Source organism: Cupriavidus sp. YAF13 (assembly GCF_052113425.1).
Taxonomy (GTDB): domain Bacteria; phylum Pseudomonadota; class Gammaproteobacteria; order Burkholderiales; family Burkholderiaceae; genus Cupriavidus.
Map to the genome: position 1 here is coordinate 1 of NZ_JBFRDD010000003.1, position 25,493 is coordinate 25,493.

At 62.4% G+C, this 25,493-nt stretch carries 20 protein-coding genes and 4 pseudogenes; 15 read left to right on the top strand and 9 right to left on the bottom strand.

Features of this window, described 5'->3' with window-relative positions:
• The 4 genes and pseudogenes from AB4061_RS03455 to AB4061_RS03470 all read left to right on the top strand — a co-directional run.
• Positions 1–119, top strand: a pseudogene (locus AB4061_RS03455) (IS630-like element ISCARN39 family transposase); the annotation flags it as partial.
• Positions 120–714: 595 nt separating this feature from the next.
• On the top strand, positions 715–1,173 hold the full coding sequence (locus tag AB4061_RS03460) for a GNAT family N-acetyltransferase (RefSeq protein ID WP_441630921.1): 459 nt from the start codon (positions 715–717) through the stop codon (positions 1,171–1,173).
• 194 nt (positions 1,174–1,367) lie between these two features.
• Positions 1,368–2,861, top strand: a complete 1,494-nt coding sequence (gene pdxR, locus AB4061_RS03465) for a MocR-like pyridoxine biosynthesis transcription factor PdxR (RefSeq protein WP_441631454.1) — start codon at positions 1,368–1,370, stop codon at positions 2,859–2,861.
• 191 nt (positions 2,862–3,052) lie between these two features.
• Positions 3,053–4,261: a benzoate/H(+) symporter BenE family transporter gene (locus tag AB4061_RS03470; RefSeq protein WP_441630923.1), complete on the top strand. Its 1,209-nt coding sequence runs from the start codon at positions 3,053–3,055 to the stop codon at positions 4,259–4,261.
• 98 nt (positions 4,262–4,359) lie between these two features.
• On the opposite strand, the gene AB4061_RS03475 is transcribed toward AB4061_RS03470, so the two are convergent.
• The 4 genes from AB4061_RS03475 to AB4061_RS03490 all read right to left on the bottom strand — a co-directional run bounded on the left by AB4061_RS03475 (position 4,360) and on the right by AB4061_RS03490 (position 7,004).
• Positions 4,360–4,611, bottom strand: coding sequence for an SDR family NAD(P)-dependent oxidoreductase (locus tag AB4061_RS03475; protein WP_441630925.1), 252 nt, complete (start codon positions 4,609–4,611; stop codon positions 4,360–4,362).
• A 245-nt stretch (positions 4,612–4,856) separates the two neighbouring features.
• Positions 4,857–5,315, bottom strand: coding sequence for a MarR family winged helix-turn-helix transcriptional regulator (locus AB4061_RS03480; protein ID WP_441630927.1), 459 nt, complete (start codon positions 5,313–5,315; stop codon positions 4,857–4,859).
• A 48-nt stretch (positions 5,316–5,363) separates the two neighbouring features.
• On the bottom strand, positions 5,364–6,245 hold the full coding sequence (locus AB4061_RS03485) for an NmrA family NAD(P)-binding protein (protein WP_441630929.1): 882 nt from the start codon (positions 6,243–6,245) through the stop codon (positions 5,364–5,366).
• A gap of 150 nt (positions 6,246–6,395) precedes the next feature.
• Positions 6,396–7,004 carry a glutathione S-transferase family protein gene (locus AB4061_RS03490; protein ID WP_441630931.1) on the bottom strand — a complete coding sequence of 203 codons (609 nt, stop codon included), beginning with the start codon at positions 7,002–7,004 and terminating at the stop codon, positions 6,396–6,398.
• A gap of 202 nt (positions 7,005–7,206) precedes the next feature.
• Here AB4061_RS03490 and AB4061_RS03495 point away from each other — a divergent pair.
• A pseudogene (locus AB4061_RS03495) lies at positions 7,207–7,407 on the top strand (transposase); the annotation flags it as partial.
• Between the two features lie 48 nt (positions 7,408–7,455).
• On the opposite strand, the gene AB4061_RS03500 reads toward AB4061_RS03495, so the two are convergent.
• On the bottom strand, positions 7,456–8,463 hold the full coding sequence (locus AB4061_RS03500; RefSeq protein ID WP_441630933.1) for a GlxA family transcriptional regulator: 1,008 nt from the start codon (positions 8,461–8,463) through the stop codon (positions 7,456–7,458).
• Between the two features lie 150 nt (positions 8,464–8,613).
• Here AB4061_RS03500 and AB4061_RS03505 point away from each other — a divergent pair, with 150 nt between their 5' ends.
• Positions 8,614–8,985: a DUF6616 family protein gene (locus tag AB4061_RS03505; RefSeq protein WP_441630935.1), complete on the top strand. Its 372-nt coding sequence runs from the start codon at positions 8,614–8,616 to the stop codon at positions 8,983–8,985.
• Positions 8,986–9,009: 24 nt separating this feature from the next.
• Positions 9,010–9,693, top strand: coding sequence for a DJ-1/PfpI family protein (locus tag AB4061_RS03510; RefSeq protein ID WP_441630937.1), 684 nt, complete (start codon positions 9,010–9,012; stop codon positions 9,691–9,693).
• Positions 9,694–10,567: 874 nt separating this feature from the next.
• Here the strand turns inward: AB4061_RS03510 and dhaL are convergent.
• Together dhaL and AB4061_RS03520 are read right to left on the bottom strand one after the other, a co-directional pair.
• The gene (gene dhaL, locus AB4061_RS03515; protein ID WP_441630938.1) at positions 10,568–12,280 is read right to left on the bottom strand and encodes a dihydroxyacetone kinase subunit DhaL; all 1,713 of its coding nucleotides are present in this window, start codon (positions 12,278–12,280) and stop codon (positions 10,568–10,570) included.
• A gap of 188 nt (positions 12,281–12,468) precedes the next feature.
• Positions 12,469–12,591: pseudogene (locus AB4061_RS03520) on the bottom strand (helix-turn-helix domain-containing protein); the annotation flags it as partial.
• Between the two features lie 131 nt (positions 12,592–12,722).
• Between AB4061_RS03520 and AB4061_RS03525 the strand changes: the two are divergent.
• Positions 12,723–15,365 (top strand): bifunctional diguanylate cyclase/phosphodiesterase, encoded by a 2,643-nt coding sequence (locus tag AB4061_RS03525; RefSeq protein WP_441630940.1) that lies wholly within the window; start codon positions 12,723–12,725, stop codon positions 15,363–15,365.
• 227 nt (positions 15,366–15,592) lie between these two features.
• Here the strand turns inward: AB4061_RS03525 and AB4061_RS03530 are convergent, their stop codons facing one another.
• On the bottom strand, positions 15,593–16,216 hold the full coding sequence (locus AB4061_RS03530) for a hypothetical protein (protein WP_441630942.1): 624 nt from the start codon (positions 16,214–16,216) through the stop codon (positions 15,593–15,595).
• 207 nt (positions 16,217–16,423) lie between these two features.
• Here AB4061_RS03530 and AB4061_RS03535 point away from each other — a divergent pair, with 207 nt between their 5' ends.
• From AB4061_RS03535 to AB4061_RS03550, 4 genes are read left to right on the top strand one after another with little or no spacing between them, the layout of a single operon-like run.
• On the top strand, positions 16,424–17,596 hold the full coding sequence (locus AB4061_RS03535) for a hypothetical protein (RefSeq protein WP_441630944.1): 1,173 nt from the start codon (positions 16,424–16,426) through the stop codon (positions 17,594–17,596).
• Positions 17,597–17,613: 17 nt separating this feature from the next.
• Positions 17,614–18,252 (top strand): hypothetical protein, encoded by a 639-nt coding sequence (locus AB4061_RS03540; RefSeq protein ID WP_441630946.1) that lies wholly within the window; start codon positions 17,614–17,616, stop codon positions 18,250–18,252.
• A 24-nt stretch (positions 18,253–18,276) separates the two neighbouring features.
• A complete protein-coding gene (locus AB4061_RS03545) occupies positions 18,277–19,344 on the top strand; it encodes a hypothetical protein (RefSeq protein WP_441630948.1) in 1,068 nt (355 codons plus the stop codon).
• A complete protein-coding gene (locus AB4061_RS03550) occupies positions 19,332–20,075 on the top strand; it encodes a VWA domain-containing protein (protein ID WP_441630950.1) in 744 nt (247 codons plus the stop codon). The genes AB4061_RS03545 and AB4061_RS03550 overlap by 13 nt, the downstream gene beginning before the upstream one ends.
• A 327-nt stretch (positions 20,076–20,402) precedes the next feature.
• On the opposite strand, the gene ligD is transcribed toward AB4061_RS03550, so the two are convergent.
• Positions 20,403–22,964 carry a DNA ligase D gene (ligD, locus tag AB4061_RS03555; protein ID WP_441630951.1) on the bottom strand — a complete coding sequence of 854 codons (2,562 nt, stop codon included), beginning with the start codon at positions 22,962–22,964 and terminating at the stop codon, positions 20,403–20,405.
• A gap of 253 nt (positions 22,965–23,217) precedes the next feature.
• Here ligD and ku point away from each other — a divergent pair, with 253 nt between their 5' ends.
• The 3 genes and pseudogenes from ku to AB4061_RS03570 all read left to right on the top strand — a co-directional run.
• The gene (gene ku / locus AB4061_RS03560) at positions 23,218–24,132 is read left to right on the top strand and encodes a non-homologous end joining protein Ku (protein WP_441630953.1); all 915 of its coding nucleotides are present in this window, start codon (positions 23,218–23,220) and stop codon (positions 24,130–24,132) included.
• 7 nt (positions 24,133–24,139) lie between these two features.
• Positions 24,140–24,949 carry a tetratricopeptide repeat protein gene (locus tag AB4061_RS03565; protein ID WP_441630955.1) on the top strand — a complete coding sequence of 270 codons (810 nt, stop codon included), beginning with the start codon at positions 24,140–24,142 and terminating at the stop codon, positions 24,947–24,949.
• A 91-nt stretch (positions 24,950–25,040) separates the two neighbouring features.
• A pseudogene (locus AB4061_RS03570) lies at positions 25,041–25,145 on the top strand (RHS repeat-associated core domain-containing protein); the annotation flags it as partial.
• Positions 25,146–25,493 lie beyond the last annotated feature (348 nt).

Genomic DNA, 25,493 nt, shown 5'->3' on the forward strand with positions numbered 1-25,493 from the left:
CCAACTTCTGCCCACACTCGCTCACCGAACTCAAAACGACCGCCCGCAATCGGCTGCGCAGCGCACAGCAACGCGCTAGCATCATTGCCGCGTGCTGGAAGCAGGCCGAGTTGTGGTGATGTCATCATTTATACAAGGATCAATARAGCGCAATCCCGAGTGCGCTCGTAGAGGAAAGCACTATCTTTTTGCCATGGTTATTAGGGGAAAGGACTTCCAACCAGGTTGTTGGATGATTGTGCCGGGCAGCAAAAGGAATGCTCTGGACGTAGTTTTTCGCTCGGAGAGCGGCCGCTCTTTTACCCTGCCTTTGCGAGCGGTGGCCGCGGAAGCAAGTTGATCGGAAATCGCCCCATGCTGGGATATCAGAACGGTCCGGTTCTGATATCAGAAGCAAAATACCCCCCGGGGGATGATCGAGCGCTCCCAGGAGCAAAAGCAATATTCTCCATCGCGTCTCCCATCGCGTTATCCCGGTAACGTTCGGCTTGAAATCCCACCGTGCATCGCACTGGCGGTTGGCAGGTGCGGTTCGGCTCCCGTCAAAATCCAAAATCGGCACTCGAACTCGACGCTGCAAAGCGACGCCAATCATCCGGTATCCCGCGGGCTGCACCGCCAATGCGGTCTGGTCCTCTCCCGAAAATTGGACTGATGAAGCAGTCCGGATGAGGGCTAAGCTCTCCATCTTCAATCCTGGTATGGAAGATCGCAATGGACAACAATCAGAGTTCGGTGATAGTACGAGAAGTTCAAGGCAGCGACTACGAGCAATGGCAGAAGCTCTGGCTGGCCTATCAGAATTTCTACGAAGTGAATCTGGAGGAAGGTACCACGAGGTCGACCTTTAATCGGTGCCTCGATCCAGACGAACCTGTATTTTCTTCCGTTGCCGTCAAGGACAAGCAGATTATCGGCCTGGTCAATTTGGTGCTGCATCGCTCGACATGGTCAGTGGCCGATTACTGTTACCTCGAGGATCTATATGTCGCGCCGACGATTCGCGGTGCAGGCACGGGAAAGCTGCTGATCGAATGGGTGCAAAACTTCGCGCAACAACACCAATGCGCGCGATTGTACTGGCATACGCACGCAACCAATAAGCGTGCTCAAAAGCTATACAACTGGGTTGCTCAAGATTCCGGTTTCATTGAGTATCGCATGACTTTATAGCACTTCCAGCCACGCGGGCAATTCAGCGTTGTTGGTCAAGGTCGCGTCCGGGATCATGCCCGGACACTTCATCGGCAAGGCACGAGAGGCTTCCGCGTGGTGACGGTGCAGGGCAGGCCTGTCTAGTGAAGTCCGGTCGATTCAGGCAGAATGAACCGCTCTATAGATAGATTTGCCGAATATTGGCAGACCGCATCATGCTCAGCATCGAACTGGAAACGCTCAAAATTCACATTGCGGATCCGAAGCTGGCATCGCTGGAGCTGCGTGTCCGCGTGCAACGCGCGCTGCGTCAACTGATACTGAATGGCGTCCTCGCGCCCGGCTGCCGCCTGCCTGCAACCCGCACACTCTCGCAATCATTGAGCGTGTCGCGGGATACCGTGGAGATGGCCTACGCCCAATTGCAGCTGGACGGCTATATCTGCCGGCGCGAAGGCTCCGGCAGTTTCGTCTCGGACAAGCTTGGGCCAGGCTTGCTGGGGACGCGCAAAAGACATGGCAGCACGTCCGCAGCGCTGCGTCCGAAGGCCACCCAGCCTGCGGCGCTCAGTGGAAGAGGCGCGGATATCCTTGCCAACGGCGGCGTGTCGGATCAGCAGGTGGTCAAGGCCTTCGCCACGGGGCTGCCTGAAACCCGCACGTTTCCTGTGGAAATCTGGGAGCGGTTGCAGCGTCAGGCCGTCAAGGACTGCCGCTCCAGCGTTCTTCTGCACGGCGACCCGCAAGGCGTCGAGCCGCTGCGCCAGGTTATCGCGGACTATCTCAATCAGGAGCGCGGGGCCAGGGTGACGGCGGATCAGGTGCTGGTGCTGACCAGCACCCGTCAGGCCCTCTTCCTGTGCGCCCAGGTACTGGCCGATGCCAACCAGCCCATCCTTATGGAGGACCCTGGCTATTTCGGTGCGCGCAAGGCGTTTGAGATGGCACAACTCAAGATCGTGCCGGTCCCCGTGGACGAGAAAGGGCTGCGCACGGATCGCCTGCGCGCGGACAGGAGCGGCGCCAATGCCATTTACGTCACTCCCTCGCATCAGTACCCGACGGGTGCCACGCTCGCGTTGGAGCGTCGCCTCGAGTTGACGGCCTGGGCGGCCGAGCGACAGGGCTGGATCATCGAGGACGACTACGACAGCCAGTTTCACTACGAAGGCTTACCGACCGCTTGCGTGCAAGGGCTGGATACGTATCAGAGAACAATCTACCTGGGCACATTCAGCAAGTCCCTGTATCCCGGTTTGCGCATGGGCTACATGGTGCTGCCGCATGAACTGGTCAAACCAATGACCTATGCCAGAAGCATCCTGGACGGTCACACTCCGCAGATCGCCCAGTTGACATTGGCACGCTTCATGGACGCCGGCCATTTTGGTGCTCACGTCCGCTCCATGCGAAGAATCTATGCGGTGCGGCGTGAAGCGATGGCCCATGCCGTTCAGCGGCACCTGTCCGGCATCGTGACGGCCCACTTGCCCCCGGGCGGATTGCAGATGCCCTGCCTGCTGACCGAGGGCCGGTCAGAGCAGGACACAGTCAGGCAAGCGGCACGGGCCGGCATACAGCTACCCGGACTCAGCCGTCTTTATGCCAGCCGCCCCGTCGCCGGTGGATGGTTGCTCGGATTTGCCGCGCTCACTCCCCACGAGATCGATACCGCCACCCGGCGTTTGGCCAGAGCCATTGCGTAGTTGTTCGCTGCGTAGTTGTTCGATGGTGGGCGGAACGCATCGGACCGCATGGCCAATGCGGTCTGGTCTTTTCATAAGAACTGGACTGATGAAGCGGTCCGGATGAAGACTAAGCTACCCCTCTTCGAGGTGAGGGGAGGGCAGCACCTTCCTCCCTGAAACCGCAACCCCATCAGGAAGGACCGGCCCGCGTGACCAGATCAAGAGCAAGACTACGACTCGACGACTTTGTGGCACCGGCGGTCGCCGCACTGATTTCCGTCATCGTCAACTACGGTGGTACCTTCGTCCTGGTTTTCCAGGCCGCCCAGCTTGCCCGGCTCAGCCCGGCGCAAACGGCCTCTTGGGTCTGGTCAGTGAGCATCGGCGTCGGCTTGACCGGAGCCTGGCTGAGCTACCGCTATCGCGAACCCATTATCACAGCCTGGTCCACGCCCGGCGTAGCCTTCCTGGCAACGATCATGCCGTACACACCCTATGGCGAAGTGATCGGGGCTTACGTCATCTCGGCTATCGGCTTCACTCTGCTCGGCATGTCCGGCGCCTTCGAGCGCCTGGTGCGGTTGATTCCCGGCGGCATTGCCGCCGGATTGCTTGCCGGCATCCTCTTGCAGTTCGGCGTAAATGCGTTCGGCGGCGCAAGCGCCGATCCGCTGCTGGTCGTCGTGCTGGTGGTGTCGTACGCAGCGCTGCGCCGTTTCACCTCGCGCTTCGCCGTGGTCGGAATCCTGGTCATCGGCATGGCCATGCTCATTGCGCAGGACAGAATCGACGTGCAGCGCGTTCACCTGAGCCTGGCCGCTCCCGTTTTTGAAATGCCGCAGTTCTCCGTGGGCTCCCTGCTGGGTGTGGCGCTACCCCTGTTCGTCATCACGCTTACCGGACAGTACATGCCTGGCATGCTGGTGCTGCGCAACGACGGCTTCAAGACAAGCGCCACCCCGATTCTCGCCGTGACCGGACTAGGCTCGCTCATCATGGCCCCGTTCGGCGCGCACGCCTTCAATGTGGCGGCCATCACCGCGGCGATCTGCACCGGCAAGGACGCTCACCAGGATCCGTCGAAACGCTACCTCGCCGGACTGGTGTGTGGCATTCTTTACGTCACGGTCGGCATTTTCGGCGTCACGCTGGCCACCTTGTTCATGGTGCTGCCGCGCTCCTTCATCACGACCTTGGCGGGGTTGGCCCTGCTCGGCGCCATCGGAGGCAGCCTGGCCAATGCCATGGCCGATACCCGCACACGCGAGACAGCGCTGATTACCTTCCTGGCAACGGCAGCCAACGTGACCTTGCTGGGTGTAGGCGGTGCATTCTGGGGGCTCGTGGCAGGCCTGGTGGTGCATCTGCTGATCTATGGTGGTCGCAAGACCCTGAATGAGGCGGCCGTGGCCAAGTAAGTGCAGGTTTTCACTCCACGGCTTCGCGCTGCCGTCGCGCATCTGTGGGCGGGGAGCCGTGGGCTGAGTCGCGTTCTGGTGCGAAACAGCAAAGGGATTCACCCTGCCAGGTGGTCCACGCGCTGTTGCATGGTCACTAGGCCATAGTAGTTCGTCTCGAAGATGCGCCTCGCCTGATCCTCCGCGTTTTCCGAAAACGGAGATTCGGTTATCTCTGCTATTCCCGCGTGGTTGACCAGCAGCGTCACATCGGATGCGATTCTGGCAGCCGCGATGACGGACTCTGGATCGGTGACGTCGAGCTTGATCGGGACGATGCCGGGCTCGCTGAAGCCTTCCGGATTGCGCACGCCTGCATAGACCTTCGCAGCACCGCGAGCTAGCGCGCCTCACGGGAAAACGCCAGGCCAAGTCCGCGACTCGCTCCTGTCACGAACACAACTGAATCCTTGATCTTCATTTTTGAACTCCAGTGGTTGGTGCAACAGATTGGTTGGAGGCCCCAAAAGGCTCGGTTTCCTAACTCCAGTACGGGTCAGGTAGGTGGACATGCGCCGTTCAAACGCGTCAACGGCGGTCCCAACCAGAATGGTGACTATTCCGGGGAAGATGCAGACTCAATGCTGACCTTCATCTCCGAAAGGCTGCGACGCAATACATCCACATTTGCCGCTCCATTCATGACGCTGAAATGATGCTGCGCTTCATGCCAGAGCGGAGCCGCTCGCTCGAAGAGCTCCATGCCATCCGGAGTGAGTTCGACGATACGAATACGACCGTCCTCAGGAGACGGCCGCACCCTGACGAAACCGTCGCGCTCCAAAAAACCGATCATCTTTCCCATGGCTGTGCGCTCGATGTCGAGACGCTCAGCCAGGGCATTGACCGAGGCGGCTTTCCGCTCGTTCAACGTTGCCAGGATCAGAAATTGCGTGATACGAAGGCCAGACGGCTGCAGGTACGCGTCGTAAAGACGCGAGATCTGGCGGGCGGCCYTCCTCACCGTAAAGCAGTTGCATTGATCAACCCCGATGGGTTGGCTTTTCGCCCGCATCTCACTTCTCCTCAACGTTGGAAAATTACCCGGATCTTCGTGCGCATTTCAAGCGAAAGCGCTTCGGTACTTCTCGATGAAGGCCGACACCGATAGCGCGGGTGTACCCGTGATCTGCTCGACGACATCGTTGGTACCCTGGAATACGCCCTCTCGATAATGCTGGGCGACTTCGACGAGGTGCTGCACAAGGAACGGAGGGAACTTGTACACCTGCTCCATCTTCTGTTTGAACTCCTCGATCGAAGTCGGAGCATATTCGATTTTGGCGCCGAGCACCTCACTCATCATCGCTGCGATCTCCGTATGGTTCAATTCCACCGGGCCATGAAGCGTGTACGTCTTGCTCCCATGGCCTGCCGGCTTCGCCAGCAGGTGAGCAATGACCCTGCCCTGGTCGTCCGTGCTGATTGGCGCGTGGCGTCCGTTCTCGAAAGGGAACTCGATCTTCTTCTTGGCCCAGATTTCTTTCGCGAAATGCGGGTAGACGAGCCAATCCGCGAAGAAGGTGGGGCGCAAGTGCGTCGTCGGCACATCAGACCAGTCGAAAACACGCTCGGAAACCCAGTGATCCTGCGCCGCATGGCTGGTCGACTCCCGTCGCGCCGAAATCTGCGACATGTTGACGATAGCGCCGACGCCGGCCTCTTTCGCGGCCTGTGCGAAATAGGCTGCGGCCCCGAGAATCCCCGGTGCGATCGGGTGCAGGAAGTAGGCGGAGCTGACACCTTCCATCGCTGCACGGATAGCGTCGATGTCGGTGAAATCCCCGACGGCGATGTCGACACCGCGTGCGCGCAGAGCCGCCGCCCGCTCGTCGTCCGAGCGCACATAAGCGCGGACGCGCTTGCCCATCTGCAACAGTTCGTCGATGGCTGCACCGCCGGTACGGCCGGTTGCGCCGCTGACGAGAATGGATGATTCGTTCATGGCTGTAGTCCTCTGTGAAATAAAGAGCATATGCTCTTATTTGTCAGTATATGGGCATATGCTCCTATCTACAAGTTTTTTTCTACGGGCGGCTCCTGTGCAGCCTTGTGCACGTGTCGACCCTCAACGAGCCTGGACCAGGGCCTCTCCCTAAAAAGCTGCCATCCCGCGGACGACACCTGGCCGCGCACCAATCCTTGCATACCAGGCGCGAAGCAGAGGCAGGTCGGACCAATCCAGGTTCTGCCTCACGGCAAAGGCGCTTGTATAGGCGGCGATGTCTGCGAGGGTGAATCTGTCGCCGGCGATGTAGGGGGTGTCGATCAAGAAGCGTTCAGCCAGAACGAGCGCCTCGATGGAGCGACCTGCAAGAAATTGAGCGCCCCGTTCGTCGTGTTGTCGCGTCAGCGTGAAAGCGCTGCCGTTTGGTGCAATCACTTCCGTGATGAAATAGAACAGGCGGTCGAAGAACAAGGCTTCCTGTTGGCCCGGATCGGGCGCTAGCCTTTCCCGGGATCGACTCGCCGCATAGAACATGATCGCGTTCGATTGGGTAAGGATGAGGTCCGCTCCTGCGTCGCATTCTTCGACCATGACCGGGACGAGGCCACGTGGGTTAAGCGCCCGAAACGCAGCAGTCTTGTGCTCTCCGGCTTTCAGATCCAAGCGGGTGGCGGAATACGAAATGCCAGCCTCTTCCAGGGCAATGGCTGCCCTCCGGCTGTTGCCTGTTTGTGCTCCGTAAAGACGGATTGCCATGAGTCAGTCTCCCCTTGACCTCCAGGATAGGTCGTTGCGCCCTGCGAGCTATGACAAGCCCTCACTCGGGCCGGGCAAATGTGCCGTAGCAGCCACACTCCCGCATTTTTAAGCGCCAGCCAGGAAAGGCCGTATCGCAGCGGCGGAGGTGTCTTGCAGCGCCAGTCGACGATTCGTCGTTGAGCCGCCTATGTAGCGCTAGGCGAGCCCCCAACCGTTGTCGGTCTCGCGAAGTCGGTCAAAAAACGACGTCACCCAACTGCTGCCGCTCGTCGACGCGATTCCACCCATTCGCGGCGTGCGTGGCCGACCACTTCAGAAGCCCAAAATCATCTACGCCGATCGCGGCTACGATTCCGAACTGCATCGGCAGAAGCTACGCGAGCGCGGCATCAAGCCGGTGGCTGGGGCCACGTCGGCTCGTGCGCGGCGGCGCCCTCCAGGCGTGCCGTCAGCCCTGGCGCTGCTGGCGGTAGTGCTCGGGCGTGGTGCCGCGCAGCCGAAGGAAGGTGCGGCGCAGGTTCTGTTCGTCGCCGAATCCACATCTGCGCGCTACCTGCTTCAGGCTGGTCCCGGCATCGTTCAACGCGCGCAACGCCGCTTCCATGCGCATGGCCTCGACGGCCTTGGCCGGCGTACGGCCTGTCTGCTTGGTGTAATGGCGGGCGAAGGTGCGGGCGGCCATGCCCGCCTGCTCGGCGAGCACGTCCACCCGCAAATTCTCGTCGAGGTGGTCCATGATCCATGCGTGCAAGCGGCTGAACTGCCGGTCCGAGGCGGCCTGGCTGGACAGCGCGGCGGATACCTGCGCCTGCTCCCCCGGGCGCTTGACGAATAACAGCAGCGAGCGCGCGACGGCCATGGCGGTGGCGTGGCCCTGGTCCTCCTCCAGCAATGCCAGGCCGAGATCCACGCCCGCGGTGAAACCGCCCGAGGTCCAGATCCCGCCGTCGTGCAGATAGACCCGGTCGGGCTCGACCCGCAGTTGCGGGTAGCGTGTCTTCAACGCCTCGGTCGCCTGCCAGTGAGTGGTTACCCGGCGATGGCCGATCAACCCGGCCTCGGCCAGCAGGAAGGTGCCGGTGCAGATGCCGCACAGGCGCCGTGCCTGCCGCCCCTCGCGCGCCAGCCACGCGACGACGTCCCGCGGCACCGGCGGCTGCTCCGGCGGGCCGCCGCCGGGCACTATCAGCGTTTCGATGGACGCAGGGTCGATCGCCGACAGCGGCGTGGTGGCAATGGTGATGCCGGAGAAGCTCGTGATCGACTGGCCGTGCACCGAGGCGACCACCACCCGATAGACGCAGTTGCGGGGGCCTTGGTGGAACTTCGTGGCCACGGCGAAGACATCGGCGGCGCCGCAAACATCCGAGGCGGTGACCTCGTCGAAGACGAGGATGACCACCGTGCGTGGTGGTTCCGCGTCCGCGGTCGGCTGACGGGCAGCTGGAAAAGGCATGGTCATGGTAGCGGAGTGTTTTGGGGGCCGACGACGGGCCGCAACGAACTGCCACGGCGTTGGCAGGTTTTGAAGGCCTTTTGTCCGCAGCGTGAATGGTGGGCTACTTATTCTACCGACACCTTTCCCCTCAACGCGTACAGGAGTGCCATGGAACACATCTTCATCGAACTCTGGAAGTTCAAGGACAACTGGAAGAAGGCCGGCGTCGATGTTCGCGCCAAGTACGTCGAGAGCCTGCAGCCGTCCTTGCAGGCCATCCTCGCCTCGGGCGTCGAGATTATCGCCTGGGGCTACAACGATCCCAGCGTGGACCACCGCGCCAACTACGACGCCTTCGGTGTCTACCGCATGCCCAACCGGGCGCTGTTCGAGGAGTTTCAGAAGGCCGTTGCCGGTTCCGGCTGGTACGACTTCTTCGAGCATGTCAACGCCGGCGGCACACCGGTGGCCCCGCCGGACATGCTCGACCAGCACATCCAGCTCCTCATGCCCGGCGCCGCCTCGGGCTCCGGCAGCTGATCACCGACCCACTGGAGACCCACCATGAAAATCCTCGCCGCCCTGTTCCCGGGCTTCACCGCCATTGACCTGATCGGTCCCACCAACACCTGGATGTTCATCCCCGACGTCCAGATCCAGCTGGCGGCAGCCAAGGCCGGCCCCGTTGTCACCGACATCGGCCTGACGGTGAACGCCACGCACGACTTCGACAACTGCTTCCAGGAGCCCGACGTGCTGCTGATTCCCGGTGGCGCGCACGGGGTGTTCGACGCGCTGCAGGACGACTGCTTCATCGACCAGGTGGCGCGCCTGGGGGCCAAGTCCGGCTGGGTGACCAGCGTGTGCAACGGCTCGCTGCTTCTGGGCGCCGCCGGCCTGTTGAAGGGCTACAAGGCCGGCTGCTACTGGTACTCGCGCGACTACCTGCGCAAGTTCGGCGCCGAGCCGGTCAACGAGCGCATCGTGGTCGACCGCAATCGCGCCACCGGCGGCGGCATGACTGCAGGAATTGACTTCGCCCTCGGCATGATTGGGCTCTGGGCCGGCGACTTCTCCGGGCAGCTTACACAGCTGTGCATGGAGTACGCGCCGAAACCTCCGTACAACGCTGGCCTGCCCGAACTCGCTCCGCCGGAGGTGCTGGCGGCGGCCAACGAGATCCTGGCCAAGGAAATGCCCAACGCGGTGGCCGACGAGACCGCCAAGCGCCGCGGCTTCATCGCCTGACGTCGCAGGCACTATCGGCGTGGCCGCTACACGGCGGCCACGCCCCTCAAGGCGCGTAGGAACCTCTCATGCAACACTTCCTCGTCGAACGGTGGAAACTCAGGGCACGATCACGAACCGGCAGCTTCCTGCTCCAGCCGTGCAACTGCAATTGCGCCTCGACGATCTGGTAGCCTCTGGCTGTCCGGCCTGCTCTAGGCGTGGCTCGCGGCTTCGTCGATGCCCGCCAACTCCCTGCGCAGGCGCAACCTCGCTGACGATCGTGTTTATCCCCAGCACCAGCGAGGCCACGGCATCGCCCCTCGGTGTCGCGACGTGCGCATGGCGCCGGTGTCCCGGCCAGCGGCCCCAGCATCAGCGTGCCGAGCACGTCGCGCTTGTTCGACGCGTTGCCACTGCGATAGGCCAGCGGGCACGTGGCCACTCAACGGTCGAGCACCCCGCTGGTCGCCAGAAACTCGACGAAGAACACCTACTACCCGTGCGGCGTGGCCGCCGCACTGTCGTCCCAGCGCCCGCTAATGCGCCCGCGCAGCGTGTCCACCAGCTGCGTTTCCTGCGGTTGGCCGACCGCTCCCCGTCCTGCCACCGCCTTGGTCTTGCTTCACCACTCGGGTGAGTGTGTCTCATCGGCGCCAGGCCGCGCCAGCTCTCGCTCTGCGACCAGGCGTCGGGGCAACTGCGGATTTTAGGCTGACGCAGGCGTCCGGCTCGCCTTCGTTGCGCTGTCACCGCGACGGCCTCATCCGGAAGCGATTGCGGAACGCGCGCGAGAAATGGCCGTGGTGGCGAAAGCAAGGTTGAGGTCGCGAGTTCGAGCCTCGTCTCCCGCTCCAGATATGATGCCCACGGAYTTCCATCTGCTGCAACGGCACTATTTCTCCAGGGCCGAAGCGATGGCTTTCGTCCATACGCCAATGGCAAAGGCGCCAGGGTCCACATGCCCGAGCGCTCGTTCTCCGATGTAGGACGAACGACCTTTCAGCGGCATCATGTCACGCGTCGCTTCCGCGCCCCTCAAGGCTGCATTCGCTACCTGATTCGCGGCACGCAATGCGCTCTTGCCTTCATCCTGCGAGTGCAATGCCAGGGCCGCAGGCAGCAGGGCATCGAGCATCGTTCTGTCACCCGCTCCAGCACCACCAAGTCCGACCATGCCGTCGCAGCCTGCTTGCAGCGCTTCGGCCCAGGCGGAAATCGAGACGAGGCTCGTGCTGGTCGAAAGGGCAACGCCGGCACGCAAAGCAAATACCGCATACAACGGGCCGGATGTTCCCCCCAGGACCCGGCGCAGAATGCCCGATATCTGCTGCAGGGCAATGGCCGGCCGATCCAGAGCGAGGGTATCGAGTGCGTCGTCGATCGCGCGTGCGCCCCGGGCGAGGCTGATGCCGATGTCGCCATCCCCGACAACAGAGTCCAGCTCGGTCAGGATCTCCTCGTTGCGCTGCAAAGCTTGGGTGACTGACCGCAGGACTCGCCTGAACACCTCGGCGTTGGCCGCAGGCCACGCAGCGCCCTGGGTTGCAATTTGTTCTGCCGCTTTGCCACAAGACTGCCTGGCGACTTCAACCGCGGGAACGGTCATGCCGTGCCAGGCGGTGGCGCTGGCGGGGGCGTTGAGGCGCGCCAGAATCGAATCGTCGACCCGCATGAGGGAGATCGAACAGCCGGCCATTTCCAACGCGGTAAGAAAGGTGCCGACCATCGCAGCTTCCACCTTGATACCGTGCGCAGTACATTCCAACAGGACCCGGCGCGTGACAATGTCCAATTCTTGCGCTGGCGTAGCGCCGAGGTTATTGACCATCAGTGCTACACGATCGCCTGCTTTCAATCGGCCTTGTTCGATGATCCGTTCCAGGAGAACGTTGACCATTTCATCCGCCCGCTGGATAGGGCCACGGCGCACGCCACTCTCGCCGTGGATGCCGAGCCCGTATTCGACTTCGTTGTCTTCCATCTTGAAGCCTGGCTTTCCGGCGGCAGGTACCGTACAGGCACTTAGCCCCAGCCCCATGCTGAACAAGCCTGCGGCTGCCTGTTGAGCCTCGGCCCTGACCTCCATGAGCGATAGACCGGCATCGGCTGCAGCGCCTGCGACCTTATGAATGAACACCGTGCCGGCAATGCCGCGGCGGCCCACCAGGCCGCCGTTGTCGTTCAGGGCAACGTCATCGCCCACGACCAGCATCTCGACCTTCACGCCGAACGTTCTGGCAATCTCCGCGGCCAGCCCGAAGTTAAGGCGATCGCCGGTGTAGTTCTTCACGATCAGAAGCACGCCGGCCGGGCCGGCGACAGTCATGATGGCGTTGAGAACGGCGTCGACGCTGGGCGAGGTAAATACCGGCCCGGCAACGGCTGCAGTCAGCATGCCGGTGCCTACGTAACCCCCGTGGGCAGGTTCGTGGCCGGCGCCGCCGCCCGAAATGATGCTCACCTTGTTGGCGGCAGCGAGCGCCTGGAAGTCTTTGCGAACGACAGTGTTCTCGCCTTCCAGCAGCGTCAGCCTGTGGTCGGCCAACACAACGCCCTCAAGCATTTCGTCGACCACCAAAAGCGGGTCATTGATCAGTTTCTTCATCGTGATGTTCCCTTTCGCCTGAATCTGTCGCCAGGAATGCTGGCTGGAGCACCGCCAAGGCATCCGTCCAGCGACGCAGCCAGCCACGGTGACTATTTCCTATGGTAAGCGGAATCAACCGGGCCGGTAGCAGCCCTCCGGAATCAAGCTGGCCCGGCGTCCGCTATCGGGCAGCCAGCGGCCATCTAGCTGGGGCGGCCGCGTTTGCGTGAACCGAGGCCGCTCGGACCATCCGCCCGGTACCGCTGCGCCAAGCGCTCCACCTGCCGGCGCGACAATCCCAGCTTCTCTGCGGCACGCCAGACCGCCAAGCGCGCGAGGGACGCCGGCCCGGCTCCACGCGGTGAGCACGGGACTAGAGTGCGTGCTGCTTGTCGGGTTCGCCGATATCGACTAGCCTGTTATCGATGTCGATTCCTCGCTGCGCTGCGATACCCATTTGATGCCAGAACGCTCGATCACCCGATATGGCAAGGCGCTGCAGCGCCTGCGCCAGGTCTTTTCCCCGTTGAACCTGGGGGCGGCGGCATGGTTGATTGCAACATGGGCGTTCGCGGCGTTTCAGCTCGTGAGCGAACGGGACCGCTTGCTGCACGATGCCGCGGAGCGTACCCAGGCGCAGGCCCGGGCGTTCGGCGCGTACTCGAAATCCAGCATCCTGCGGCTGTCCGAGTTCCTCCTCGACCTGCGGGCCAGCTGGCTGGTCAGCCAGCCGGGGTTCGTCGACATGGTGCGTGAGCGGGAGAACCTGGTGGTGGACCTGTCGTTCCAGGTGTCGGTGATCGACAAGCATGGCCTGCTCATCTACTCGTCCATCGCCCCGCCCGCGCCCGGCGAGAAGGTCGACCTGAGCGGGCGCGAGCATTTCCGGGTTCATCAGAACGCAGGCGGGCGCGACATGCTGTTCATCAGCGACCCGGTGAAGGGCAAGGTCTCGCGCAAATGGTCGATCCAGTTCACGCGCCCCATCCTGCGCGCGGGCAGCTTCGACGGGGTCGTCGTGGTCTCGGTCAGTCCGGAGCAGTTCGCCAGCTTTGCGCAGACGTTCACTAACCGCGATGGCGAAGTGGCGTCGGTCATCAAGACTTCCGGCCAGGTCCTCGCGCGCGTGCCGGCCCTGGAGGGCGCGCTGGCCAGGGCGGTCAGCAGCAGGCCGTACCTCGCCAGCGAGTCGCCCCAGGCTGGTAGTTATCGGGCGGTGTCGGGCTCCGAAGGCGTGGAGCGGGTCTTCGGCTATTACCGAGCGTCGGAGTTCGGGCTCAATTTCGTGGTGGGCGAGTCGGTCGGCATGGTGCTGGCGCCCTACGAGGTCTATCGCCGCGTTGTCTTGGCCGGTGCCATTGCTTCCACGCTGCTGCTTGGCCTGTTGTACTACAGCCTGCGCCGCGCCATGGGGGAGCGACGGCGCCACATGGAGGAGATGCGGCTGGCTTCGCTGGTCTATTCGTCCAGCAGCGAGGCCATGGTGGTGACGTCGCTCGATGGCACCATCATCGACGCGAATCCGGCCTTTGCCGCCGCCACCGGCTATACGGCCGAGGAGGTCAAGGGCCGTTCGGGCTATAGCATCAGCGGGGCAGCCAATGCGGCAGGGCTGGTCGAGCGCCTGCGGGCCACCGTGGCAGCCAGGGGCAGATGGAGCGGCGAATTGTCGATTCGCCGCAAGGACGGCAGCGAGTTTCCCGCCTACCTGACCGTGGATACCTACCTGGCCCACGCGTATGGCGAGCGACGCCGCGTTGCGCTGATCCATGACATGACCGAGAAGCTCCAGGCGGAGGAAGTCATCCGGCACCAGGCGAATTTCGATGCGCTCACGGATTTGCCCAACCGCCGCCTGTTCTTCGACCGGCTGGAACAGGAGATCGAGCGTTCGCGCGGCACGCAGGATGTGCTGGCGCTGCTGTTCATCGACCTGGATCGCTTCAAGGAGGTGAACGATACCCTCGGTCACGACCAGGGAGACCTGTTGCTGCTGGAGGTGGCGCGGCGCATTGCGGCATCGGTGCGCGCGTCGGATACCGTGGCGCGGCTGGCCGGCGACGAGTTCACCGTGATCCTGCCCGCGGTGGGCGACGCCGGCGTTGCCGGGGGCATTGCCCAGGCGATCCTGGAGCGGATTGCCGCACCTTACCGACTGGCCGGCGAGCTGGTGGTGGTGTCGGCCAGCATCGGCGTGGCGACCTACCCCAACGACGCCGACAACGCCGAGGCCCTTCTGGTGTGCGCTGACCAGGCGATGTTTGCCGCCAAGGAGGAGGGCCGCAATCGCTGGAAGGTCTTCACCCAGGCGCTGCTGCAGGCAGAGAGGGAGCGCTTGCGCATCACCCAGGACCTGCGCACGGCGCTGGCGTCCGGGCAGTTCGCGCTGCACTACCAGCCCATTGTCAATCTGCGTACGGGCAAGGTCTGCAAGGCCGAGGCCCTGATCCGCTGGGACCATCCGGTACGCGGGCCGATCCACCCGGCCGATTTCATTGCCGTTGCGGAGGAATCCGGCCTCATCATCGACATCGGCCGCTGGGTGTTGACGGAAGCGCTAAACCAGCTTGCGCGCTGGCAGGTGCTGCTGGGCAAGGGCTTCCAGATCTCGGTCAACAAATCACCAGTGGAGTTCTGCGCGCCTGCGAGCGGGCCCGAGTCCTGGTCCAGCATGATCGAGCGCAGGAACGTGCCGGTGGGCAGCCTCGTCATCGAGATCACCGAAGGCTCGCTGATGGAGCAGAACGCCGATGTCATGGACCAGCTCTCCCGCTTCCAGGCGGCCGGCATCGAGATCGCGCTCGACGACTTCGGCACCGGCTACTCGTCCTTGTCGTACCTGCGGCGCCTAGACATCGACTACATCAAGATCGACCAGTCCTTCATCCGCTCGCTGACGCGGGGCCCGGACGACGTGGCCTTGTGCCGCGCCATCATCAGCATGGCGCATGCACTGCGCATCAGGGTGATTGCCGAGGGCGTGGAGACCGAGTCACAGCGCGACATCCTGCTGGCTGCCGGCTGCGACTATGGGCAAGGCCACTTCTTCTGTCCGCCGGTGGAGGCCAGCGCGTTCGAGGCCTTCGTGAGTGCCGTGACTTGAGGCGAGCGGCGTCCCAACCCTCTGCGCCAACGGTGAATCCGCGAGTGCGGATTCACTCGTCGACGACGAGTCGCTTCCGGTATTGGTTTACCGTCAGCGTCCTTGTCGTAGATGAGGGGCCTGTGGTTTAAGCTCCCCGCCCTCCTTGAATATGCCACCCCGCCGCCCGCCGCCCGCCGCCCGCCGCCCGCCGCCCGCCGCCTCCCGACGAGCTTCAGCCGATGCGCTTACCGGGACAGCCACCACCAGGCAGCGACGGCTGCGGCGGCCTGGCCCGCGGCCACGACCAGGAAAGGCTGCCAGGACGCGTAGAACTGGTCTTGCAGCGCGGTGACGGCAGCCATGCGCATGGCTGCAGGTGCGTCCTGCGCAGCCAGCCCGGCAAACGGCACCGCCGCTATGACCTTGTCCGCAAAATGCAGGGCCACGCGGCGTGCCAGCCGCGGCTTGAGTTCGCCGTCTTCGAGAAAGCCACGGAAACGGGCGGTCAATGCTTGCGGCTTGGCAAGCAGGCTGGCCAATGCATCGGGCTGCTGCGCTTGCAACGAGGCGACGAAACGGCCTAGCGTGGCATCGTAGAAGCGCTCGCCATGGGCGTTCGCGAGCGCACCGAGCACGCGGTCGAGCGCCCGCTGGTGGCCGACCAAGTAATACGCCACGGGAAAACCAATCAGGAATACCACTGCCGCCAGCGCCCACGCCCAGCCCGTGCCTTCGATGCTGTTTGCCACAAACGCAAATGCAATCATGCTGAGCACCAGCCCAGCAACGCAGCAGCGCACGATCTCCCATAGATAGAGCGAGCCCGCCATGAGCATGGACTTGCCAAGATCGATTGCGCCGCTGGACATATAGGTCACGTTTGTAGTAAGAATTACGCCGGTTTGAACTAGGACTTAAGGCCTACCGCCCAAGGGCAACAGTTTGTCCATTCGGTAAATGGGCTGAAAGCGCCGTACTAATGCGGTGCAGCTTGGCAATCAGCAGATTAGTGGACGAGTATAAGGCCGCCGCGACTGCGTAAGGAACAATCAATGCAACCGACTGCCATCACTGCGGTGCACGACACCGCGCTGAACCCCAACATGGAGCCGGCGCCCGGCGTGGCGCTGCCCATGAATTTCCCGGTCATGCTCGAGCCCGCTCAGCTGGCCAACATCGAGAACCGCGTGGCGGCATTCAGCTTCGCCGCCATGCCCCAAGCTCAAATTGTCGCGCTCGGGGCCGAGCCCACGCTGAACCTTAACCGGGTGCTCGACGGCTTCCTCGCTCGCATCAACAAGGCGGATAATCCGCAACTGTTCAAGCTGGTGGACGCGCTCAACGACGCGGTGGCGAAGGAGAAGCTCGGCGAGTTGGCCGACGCCATCCTGAACGCCAAGCCGGGCATCAAGGACCGAATCATCGGCCTGTTCAGCAAGAAGTCGATGCAGCGCGCGATGGACAAGGTCTACGAGGACCTGGCACGCATCGCCAAGCTCAAGTCGAAGACCCTGAGCGAGGAGGTCAACGGTATGGAGAACAAGCTCCGTATCGAAATGAACAGGCTCAACGACGACCTGCAGGTGATGGATGCGCAGAAGGCGGAATACCGCAAGAGTTTCGTCGCATTCGCGCAAGAAACGGCCTTCCTGCACAACGCCTTGAAGAAGGCGCAAGCCGAGGCACCGGCTCTTCTGGCGGGTGCAGGGCAGGACATTGCCCTGCAGCAGGAGATACAAGACAAGCTGCAGGCGCTCGAGTCGGTTGCCCTGGCCCGTGAAGCCATGATGACCAAGCTGCCGGCTGAACAGCTGGTGATACGCCAGCTGCAGAACGCAGGCGTATCGACGTTGCAAGAACTCATCGTCACGATGGGGGGCCGCTTCGCGAGCATCCGCATGACGCTACTGACGATTCACGGCGCGCAAATGGTGCAGAACGTCCAGCGTCTCGGCCAGTCCGGCGCGAACCTGGACAAGAACCTTCAGGAAGTGCGCTCCAGGCTGATGCAGAACGTGGTGGCTACGGCCGCTACGGCCCCGGGTAACAATCGCCTCGATCAGGCCAATAACCTGAAACGCGTCGTCACCGATACGCAGGCGCTGCAGTCCATCGTGCAGGCCGCTCGCGCCACGAATCAGGCGAAGTTCGAGGAGGCCCGCAACACAATGTCGCAAGTACGGCAGGACCTGCTGAACCTCGGTAGTCAACTCAATCCCGCGGCGGCGGTCGCACCGCAAACCTTCTAACGCAAAGATAAGATAGCATGAGCAATCTGGTACTGAATCTGTCGAAGCCGGGCGAAGCCGCACCGAAGCTTTCCCTGAACCTGAACAAGGGCGAGGAGTTCAAGGTTCGCCTGTCGTGGGACGGCAATACCGACCTCGACCTGCACGCGCTGGTGACCGTCAACACCGGCAGCGGCGCGAAGGCGTCGAGCCTCGGCGACATCCTGTCCACCTACAACGTCGAGCGCGTGCTCGAAGGTGGCGTGAAGGCCGGCACGCTGCCGCTGGCCGCGGACAAGACGTTCTCGGTGCATGGCGGCGCGCTGGTCCATAGTCCGGATGCGCGCGACGGCAGCCTGGCAGGCGACGACGAGTATGTCACCGTCAAGCCGCGCCTGCTCACGATGCCGGCGGCCGGCCATCTCGAGATCCCCCTGCTCGCGATGATTCATCCGCAGGCGTCTGGCAAGACTTTCAAGCACGTCGAGAACGCGCGCGTCATCATCGAAAACAGTGCTGGCCAGCCCCAGCTCGATGTAGGCCTGTCCAGCCAGTTCGGCGCGTTCGTCGGCGTGCAGATGGGCTCCATCGTCGTGGACGGCAACGGTGCCTCGTTCGTCGGCGTTGGCGTGGGCTTCAATACTGACTTCAACGGCGTGCTGGGCCACTTCTCCTAAGCAGTCCAGCGGAGGCGCTCCATCATGACGTACAAAGTCACGGTGATTGGCGGTGATGCAGTTAGCGCACCGGCAACGCCTGCCGTGGATGGCGGCCTCCAGGCGCGTCCTCATGTGACCGTTATCCAGCCCGCCGCGCTGCCCGGCGTCGGGGCGCCTGCGAAAGTACCCTCGCCGACCGTCGTCCGGCCGACCGCACTGCCCTCGAATGGCCAGAGCGCGCCGGTCACGGCCGCATCGGCGCTGGCGCCTGCTGCCGTGTCAGCCGTCACTGTCGAACGGATTCCGGAGGCCGCTGCACCGGTTCATCCTTCGGCGATGGCCGGTAGCCTCCGTCGCTTGGTCTCGGTAACGCCAGAGGACCTGGTGCGCCGCTTTCCTGGCGCGAAGCCTGGGTGTATCGCCCAGGCGCGCGCGGTATTGGCAGGGGTTGCGGCCGACAGCATGGGGTCGGCGGAATGGCTGGCCTTCGGGGTGGCCGCGCAGGAGAACGTCAACGCAGTCATCAAGGACCGCCTTCAGCTGCTCGAGGCGACTGCTCCGAGACAGGTTGCTGCGCTGATGACCCGCTTGCACAGGCTGCTGGCTGAGATTGTGGATGCAATGGCAGGCGGTTTCCTGAAAAAGTCAGCGAACGCAGTCTGGATGCGAAACGAGGCGGAGATTCGCCAGCTCGAGTCTCGGCTCTCGACCGACGGGAAGGCGGTGATGGCGTTACTGTCTTCGTTCGCGGAACTGGTCGCACGCAACGTGGCCGCCCAGGATGAGTTGGAAGGGGTCTTCCTCGCCGGCGAGTACCTGCTGGACGGCCTACGCTCGGATGAGGCACTGCTGCTGCAGTCACGGCTGATGGCCCTCGCCACGTCGCAAGCCATGGCGCAGGAAAATATTCTCTCGTTGCGCCAGGATGAGACGAGGTTCAAGGAACTGGTGCTCCTGGTGCAGGACGGCGTGCTGGTCAAGTTGCCCGCGGTGTATGGGCAACTCGCCGGGCTGACCGACAAACCGAACGAAACACAACGGTACCTGGTGCTGGAAAAGCTCAGTGACCTGACTCAATTTCTTGAAAGGAAGAAAGCATGGCTCTCGTAGTGAACCTCGAAAAGGCGACCCAGGCTCTGGTGCTCAACCTCCAGAAGGCTGGCGTGGTGAAGCCGCCAGAGCTTGAGGTTGGCTTCGCAATCGATGTGTCGGGATCGTTCGAGGATGAACATCGTGACGGCGTGACCAATGACCTGCTCACGCGCCTGATTCCCTGGGGCCTCGCCTTCGACCCGGACAAGAAGGTCGACTGTTTTACCTTCTCTAACGGCGCGTCGCATGTCGAAGGTGTGTGCCCCATCAACGCGGACAACTACCAGGGCTTCGTGAAGAAGCAGATTATCGGCAAGGTCAACGGCTGGAACGGCGGCACGGACTACTCCTACGTGCTCGAGCGCATGCTGGCGCATTTCGGCTGGACGCAAATCGTCGAGAGGGCGAGTGTCATTGGCCGCTTCTTCGGAAAGAAGGACAAGGTAGTGCAATCCGGTCCGAAGCGCCGCAGCCTGGTGATTGTCATCACTGACGGCGAAAACTCGGATAGGGGCCGCACGCTGGACGTGCTGCGTGCATCTCAGGAACGCAGGGACGAGGTTTACTTCCTCTTCATCGGTGTGTCTAACCAGGGTGGCGGCTTCCCCTTGCTCGAACAGCTGGGCGATGAGTTCGACAACACGGGATTTGTTGGCATCGACAATTTGCGTGCGTTCGTGGCCCTGTCAGACGACGAGTTGAACATACGCTTCATCAGCGAAGAGCTGATTACCTGGCTGAAGTCCTAAGTCGTGGCACGGCGGCTATGGCCGCCGGCGATGCAAGTGCCGCAGCTTCTGGACCACGGTGGCGGCATCCTCATCGTGGAGCTGCATCAGGACGTTGATGGCCTTGCCCGACAGGCCGCTGGCGTTGTCGGCCATGACCTTGACCCTCCAAAGCTTGAGCCTCGACCTGAATGGAGGCGTTTCCGTCAGAGCTTCGAACCCTCGCAAGTTGAGGTTATTGTTTTGTTTCCGGAATTGCTCAAGGAGAGCAGCGACCCAGCCGATTCCATTTGGTTCAAAGCTGATGCTGGCTTAAGCGGCTTATGGAACCGATGAACGAAGCCGCGGTCATTTGCCAACTCCCGCTAGACCTAGCATTCTCCGCGCCGCGGGACCCAATTGTTGCTCCTTCCTGGTATCTGCATATCCCGCCCACGGATCGACGTAGCCGGCGGCTTCCACGCGCTGCAGGGCGGTCTGGATCGTCCAATGATCGCCCGCTGACAGCTCCTCCAGCTCCTCCCAGGAAGCCGGCATCGAAACCCCGAGGCCTGGCCGCGCCCTGGCAGAGAATGCGGACACCGTTGTCGCGCCACGGCCATTGCGCAGATAGTCAATGAAGATCTTACCCACGCGATTGCGCGGCCCGCTCTTAGAAACAAAGCGCTGCGGAATGGTCTGGGCGATATGAAGAACGACATCTTGCGAGAACTTCTTAACGGTGGTCCACGGCAGTTTGGGCGAAAAGGGCACAACGACATGCAGGCCTTTGCCACCACTGGTCTTGAGAAAGCTCACCAGGCCAAGTTCATCCAGCATCGTTTTCGTCAGCATGGCGGCATCTAGCACGTGTCGCCATGGCACGCCGTCCCCCGGGTCGAGGTCAAAGATGATGCGATCCGGCTTGTCGATGGCAAGCTTGGTCGCATTCCATGTATGGAACTCGATCACATTCAGCTGCGCAGCGGCGACGATGGCCGTCTCGCTGGCGATCTCCAGGAGCGGCGGATGCCCCGTCCATAGGCTGGCATCAAGGACGTTGATGCCTGGAATCTTGATCGCCTCGGCGTGTTTCTGAAAGAACAGCTCGCCGTCGATGCCCGTTGGCCCGCGTACCAAGGACACGGGGCGCTCGCGGAGATGAGGCAGCATGTGCGGTGTAATGGCTTCGTAGAAACCGGCCAGATCACCTTTCGTCATTCCAGTCGACGGGTCAATCACACGTTCCGTGTTGGATACCTTGACCAAGCGCGCTGGCCGAGGCCGGGGCTGTTCCACATCGACTGGCAGCTCCCTTGTCACGTTCCCCGCTGCCTTGTCAGCGCGCAAGGCATGGAAGACGGGATGCCGGATTCGACCTTCTTTGGTCCAGTCGGAGAACGAGATCTCGGCGACCAGCTTCGGCTTGACCCATCGGCCGGTTAAACGTGGTGGCGGCTTCTCGAAGGGGCAGGTTGGCATTTCAAGCTCTGTCAGCAGTGCGAGCAGCTTGGTCAGCATCGGCGAATTGAGGCCGCTTCCAACGTTGCCCGCATAGTGCAGCTTGCCGGCCTCATCGTGCACGCCAAGCAGGAGCGCGCCGAGGCCTTGTCGGCTTCCCTTCGGGGTCGTGAATCCGCAGATGACAAACTCTTGCTGGTTTTTGCATTTGAGCTTGATCCAGCTGGGCGCCCGGGCGGAGACGTACAGCGCGTCGACGCGCTTGCCAATCAGGCCTTCCAGGCCCATCTTGCACGCTGCGGCAAGAAGGTCGTCGGGCGTGCCCTCAAAGGCCTCGCTGTACCTGGCTTGCGTTGCACCGGGTACGGCCATCACATCCTTCAGCAGGGCCCTGCGCTCGGCCAAGGGGACTTGCCGTAGATCGTGGCCCGCAAAGAAGGGGAGGTCAAAGACGAAGTACTGAACGTCCTCCACCTGCGATCGTTCAAAAGCACTCTGCAGCGCCTGGAAGTCCGTGATGCCCTTGTCGCCGAGTATCACGATCTCCCCATCCAGCCAGGCTGAGCCGAGGCCAAGATCGCGTATCCCCGCCGCAAGCGATTTGAGGCGCGATGTCCAGTCATGGCCACGTCTTGTAAAGAGACGGATGTCGTCGCCGTCGACTCGTGCCAACAACCGATAGCCGTCGAACTTGATCTCATAGGCCCATTGTTCGGCGTTGCGCGGCACTGCTGAAGCGAGCGTCGCCAGTTGCGGGGCAAACGCAAGCGGAAGGGCGGCCGGGCGTGCTGCGGCGGGTAGTACCTGTCGGCTCCGCCCCGGCCGCGAGCGACGCGGCTTTGGCACGGCAGTCTTCGCTTTACCACCGGCGGCAGATTGGCTGTTGACCTTGGTCAGGACGCTGTCCGGCAGGGCTTCGGTGATGTTGTACTCTGCGGCGGAGCGCGCAAACGCATCCCGCTCCTTGATCAAGAGCCATGGATCCTGACGCTCGTCATCGCGGCCGCGCATCCTGACCAAGGTCCAATGGCCATGTAGCTTTTCACCTTGCAGGTCGAACTTCAACTTGCCGCTGTGGTAGCCGGCCACCGGATCGCCGACCGGCATCCACGTCCCTCGATCCCAAACGATGACGGTGCCGGCCCCATACTCCTTGGACGGGATCACGCCTTCGAAGCTCGCATATTCCAGCGGGTGATCCTCGACATGCACGGCCATCCGCCTCTCTGCGGGATCCAGGCTGGGCCCTTTGGGGACTGCCCAACTCTTGAGGGTACCCTCAAGCTCAAGACGAAAATCGTAGTGTAGCCGGCGAGCCGCATGCTTCTGCACGACAAAGCTCAGTGCGCCGCTAGCGCCGGACGCGATCGACCGCGCGGTCTCGCCCCTCGGCTCCGCAGTGGTCGCGAAGTCACGTTTCTGGCGATACCGCGTCAGGCTGCGCGCGTTGGTTGGTGCGGACTTGGCCATGGAGCCTGTCCCCATTGGATACGTGTGATCGAAGTATTTTCCCCGGAGCCCAGGGACACAATAGGCCGATGTCCGACATTCGCTTGCGAGGATGCAGTGGCAAGCCAGAAATGACACGCGTGCGAGGTTTGAACTCCGCACATGCCTCTGCGGAAAGTGCTTGCCTATCCTCAAGGGGCTTGCGCAGCGTCGCCATTCCTGCGGGCACGATCTAAGCTAGATCGGTGTACTCCCTACCCGTACGGTGATCGCCATGGCTGCCCGTTCCATTGCTTCGCTCTCTCTCAGCTTCGGCCTCGTGTCGATCCCGGTGAAGATCTTCAGTGCCACGGAAAGCAACTCGGGGGTCGGCTTCAATCTGCTGCACAAGGGATGCGGGTCCAGGCTCAAGCAGCAGTATGTGTGCATCCGCGAAGACGTGGTGGTCGAGCGGTCCGAGATGGTCAAGGGTTATGAGTTTGAAGCTGACCATTACGCTGTGTTTGAGCCGGACGAGCTGAAGGCGTTGGAAGACGAGGCGAAGCACACGATTGATATCGTGTCGTTCATGCCGGCCGGAGCCATCGACCCTATCTATTTCGACAAGGCCTACTACCTGGGCCCGGACAAGCGCGGTGGTAAGCCATACAACTTGTTGGCAGAAGCCATGCGAAAGACCGGGACCTGCGCGCTCGCGCAGTGGGTCTGGAAAGGCAAGCAGTACATGGTGCAGGTGCGGGCGATCGACGAGGGCTTGGTGCTCCAGCAATTGCTCTACGCTGACGAGGTCCGATCGATGCTGGATCTGCACGTGGAGAAGGCTGAGGTGCAGCCGGCCGAGCTGGCTTTGGCTAAACAGCTGATTGAACAGAACTCGGTGGAAGGGTACGACCCGACGGCCTACAAGGATGAGGAGAAAGACCGCATCTTGGCGGCAATCGACAAGAAGATCGCGGGCAAGAAGATAGCCGTGAGCGAGGAGCGAAGCGAGCCGCGGCAGGGCGCGGAAGTGATCGACCTGATGGAGGCCCTGCGCGCGAGCATGGCCCAGCGCAAACAAGGCGGAACGAAGGCAGCGACCTCGGCGGCTGCAGAGCAGGGCAAGAGCAAGAAGACCGGGAGGCGTGCCACAGCGGCGCCCGCGCCGGCGCCAACTCCCGCCAAGCGAGCTTCATCGGCGAAAAAGTGACGGGCCAATGCCGACGTACACGCTGAAGGACGCCGAGACGATGCTGGGCATCCCGCGCTCGGTGGCCACCAGGCTGGTCACCGAGGGGATCATCACGCCCGCCCGCGGGCCGCGCCGGAAACTCCTCTTCACGTTTCAGGACATGGTGCTTCTCCGGACAGCAAATTCGCTGCATGACGCCAAGATCCCAACGCGGCTGATTGTCCGCGCGCTAGCGAGGGTGAAGGCCTCTCGCGGCACTGGCCAGCCGCTGACCGGTGTGCGGATTCGTGCGATGGGCAACGAGGTGGCGACAAAGGACGAGGGTAGGGGATGGCAGGCTGTGTCGGGCCAGATGCTGATGGACTTTGAGCCCGGTGAACCGGGCGCGGCGGTCGTGGAGTCTCTGCACGATGCACGGGCGCCGGCTGCCGAGGCGCAGGAATGGTTCCGCGTCGGCGCCGAGCTGGAAACGGAGAAGCCGCTCGAAGCCGAGGTTGCATACCGTCACGCGCTGAAGGCCGAACCAACATTTCTTGATCCATACCTCAACCTGGGCTGCATGTTGTGCGACGCCGGCCGGTTTGGCGACGCGGTGGAACTGTACTGTTTCGGAATCTCACATCTGCCGAACGAACCACTGCTCAACTTCAATCTTGGCGTGGCCCTGGAGGACATGAGCCGAACAAGGGAGGCACTCTCAAGCTATGAGCGATGCATCGCGCTTGCACCGGACTTTGCCGATGCGCATTTCAATGCAGCCAGAATATACGAGACGCTCGGCAACGGGATGCAGGCGATTCGACATTTCAATGCCTACCGCCGGTTGCAGACTTGACCTAATGCGCGGGGAGGCGGCTGTGGGTAACGCATCCTAGTTCACCGGACGCGAAAATGACGGAACTGGCCTGTACTAGTATCGGGCGCGCTTCTACCACCCCGGCTACGGGCGTTTCATCACTGAGGATCCAATCGGAATCGCTGGCGGCGATCATCTCTACCGTTACGCTTACGGTAACCCAGCATTGATATAGGACCCTCATGGTCTATTTGGAGTTGTTGGGGCTGCGATCGGGGCGATCTCGGGCGGAGCAGCAGGCTACATTGCCGGTGACTGGCAGGGTGCGGTGGCTGGAGCTGTTGATGGAGGGGCTGTAGGTGTGTTCGCCCCTGAAGTAGCTGTGGCTGCTGGCGAAGCAGTTGGGGGCGGGATTGGCGGGATGTTTGCAGCGGCAGGTACGTATGTTGCCGAGAGTGGAGCGGCCGGCGGAGCCGCCACTGTGCTCGGAAATATCCTAACATGTCACGATGCTACGGCACGTATCGGCTTTGGAATAGAAATTGGCGCCTTCGCACCACTCGCCAGTGGTGAGGCTGCCATG

Excerpts from the sequence above, each read along its gene's own strand:
- AB4061_RS03460 (WP_441630921.1), top strand. The coding sequence starts at position 715 with ATGGACAACAATCAGAGTTCGGTGATAGTACGAGAAGTTCAAGGCAGC.
- AB4061_RS03485 (WP_441630929.1), bottom strand. The coding sequence starts at position 6,245 with ATGAACGAATCATCCATTCTCGTCAGCGGCGCAACCGGCCGTACCGGC.
- AB4061_RS03490 (WP_441630931.1), bottom strand. The coding sequence starts at position 7,004 with ATGGCAATCCGTCTTTACGGAGCACAAACAGGCAACAGCCGGAGGGCA.
- AB4061_RS03500 (WP_441630933.1), bottom strand. The coding sequence starts at position 8,463 with ATGCCTTTTCCAGCTGCCCGTCAGCCGACCGCGGACGCGGAACCACCA.
- AB4061_RS03505 (WP_441630935.1), top strand. The coding sequence starts at position 8,614 with ATGGAACACATCTTCATCGAACTCTGGAAGTTCAAGGACAACTGGAAG.
- AB4061_RS03510 (WP_441630937.1), top strand. The coding sequence starts at position 9,010 with ATGAAAATCCTCGCCGCCCTGTTCCCGGGCTTCACCGCCATTGACCTG.
- dhaL (WP_441630938.1), bottom strand. The coding sequence starts at position 12,280 with ATGAAGAAACTGATCAATGACCCGCTTTTGGTGGTCGACGAAATGCTT.
- AB4061_RS03525 (WP_441630940.1), top strand. The coding sequence starts at position 12,723 with ATGCCAGAACGCTCGATCACCCGATATGGCAAGGCGCTGCAGCGCCTG.
- AB4061_RS03530 (WP_441630942.1), bottom strand. The coding sequence starts at position 16,216 with ATGTCCAGCGGCGCAATCGATCTTGGCAAGTCCATGCTCATGGCGGGC.
- AB4061_RS03540 (WP_441630946.1), top strand. The coding sequence starts at position 17,614 with ATGAGCAATCTGGTACTGAATCTGTCGAAGCCGGGCGAAGCCGCACCG.
- AB4061_RS03545 (WP_441630948.1), top strand. The coding sequence starts at position 18,277 with ATGACGTACAAAGTCACGGTGATTGGCGGTGATGCAGTTAGCGCACCG.
- AB4061_RS03550 (WP_441630950.1), top strand. The coding sequence starts at position 19,332 with ATGGCTCTCGTAGTGAACCTCGAAAAGGCGACCCAGGCTCTGGTGCTC.
- ligD (WP_441630951.1), bottom strand. The coding sequence starts at position 22,964 with ATGGCCAAGTCCGCACCAACCAACGCGCGCAGCCTGACGCGGTATCGC.
- ku (WP_441630953.1), top strand. The coding sequence starts at position 23,218 with ATGGCTGCCCGTTCCATTGCTTCGCTCTCTCTCAGCTTCGGCCTCGTG.
- AB4061_RS03565 (WP_441630955.1), top strand. The coding sequence starts at position 24,140 with ATGCCGACGTACACGCTGAAGGACGCCGAGACGATGCTGGGCATCCCG.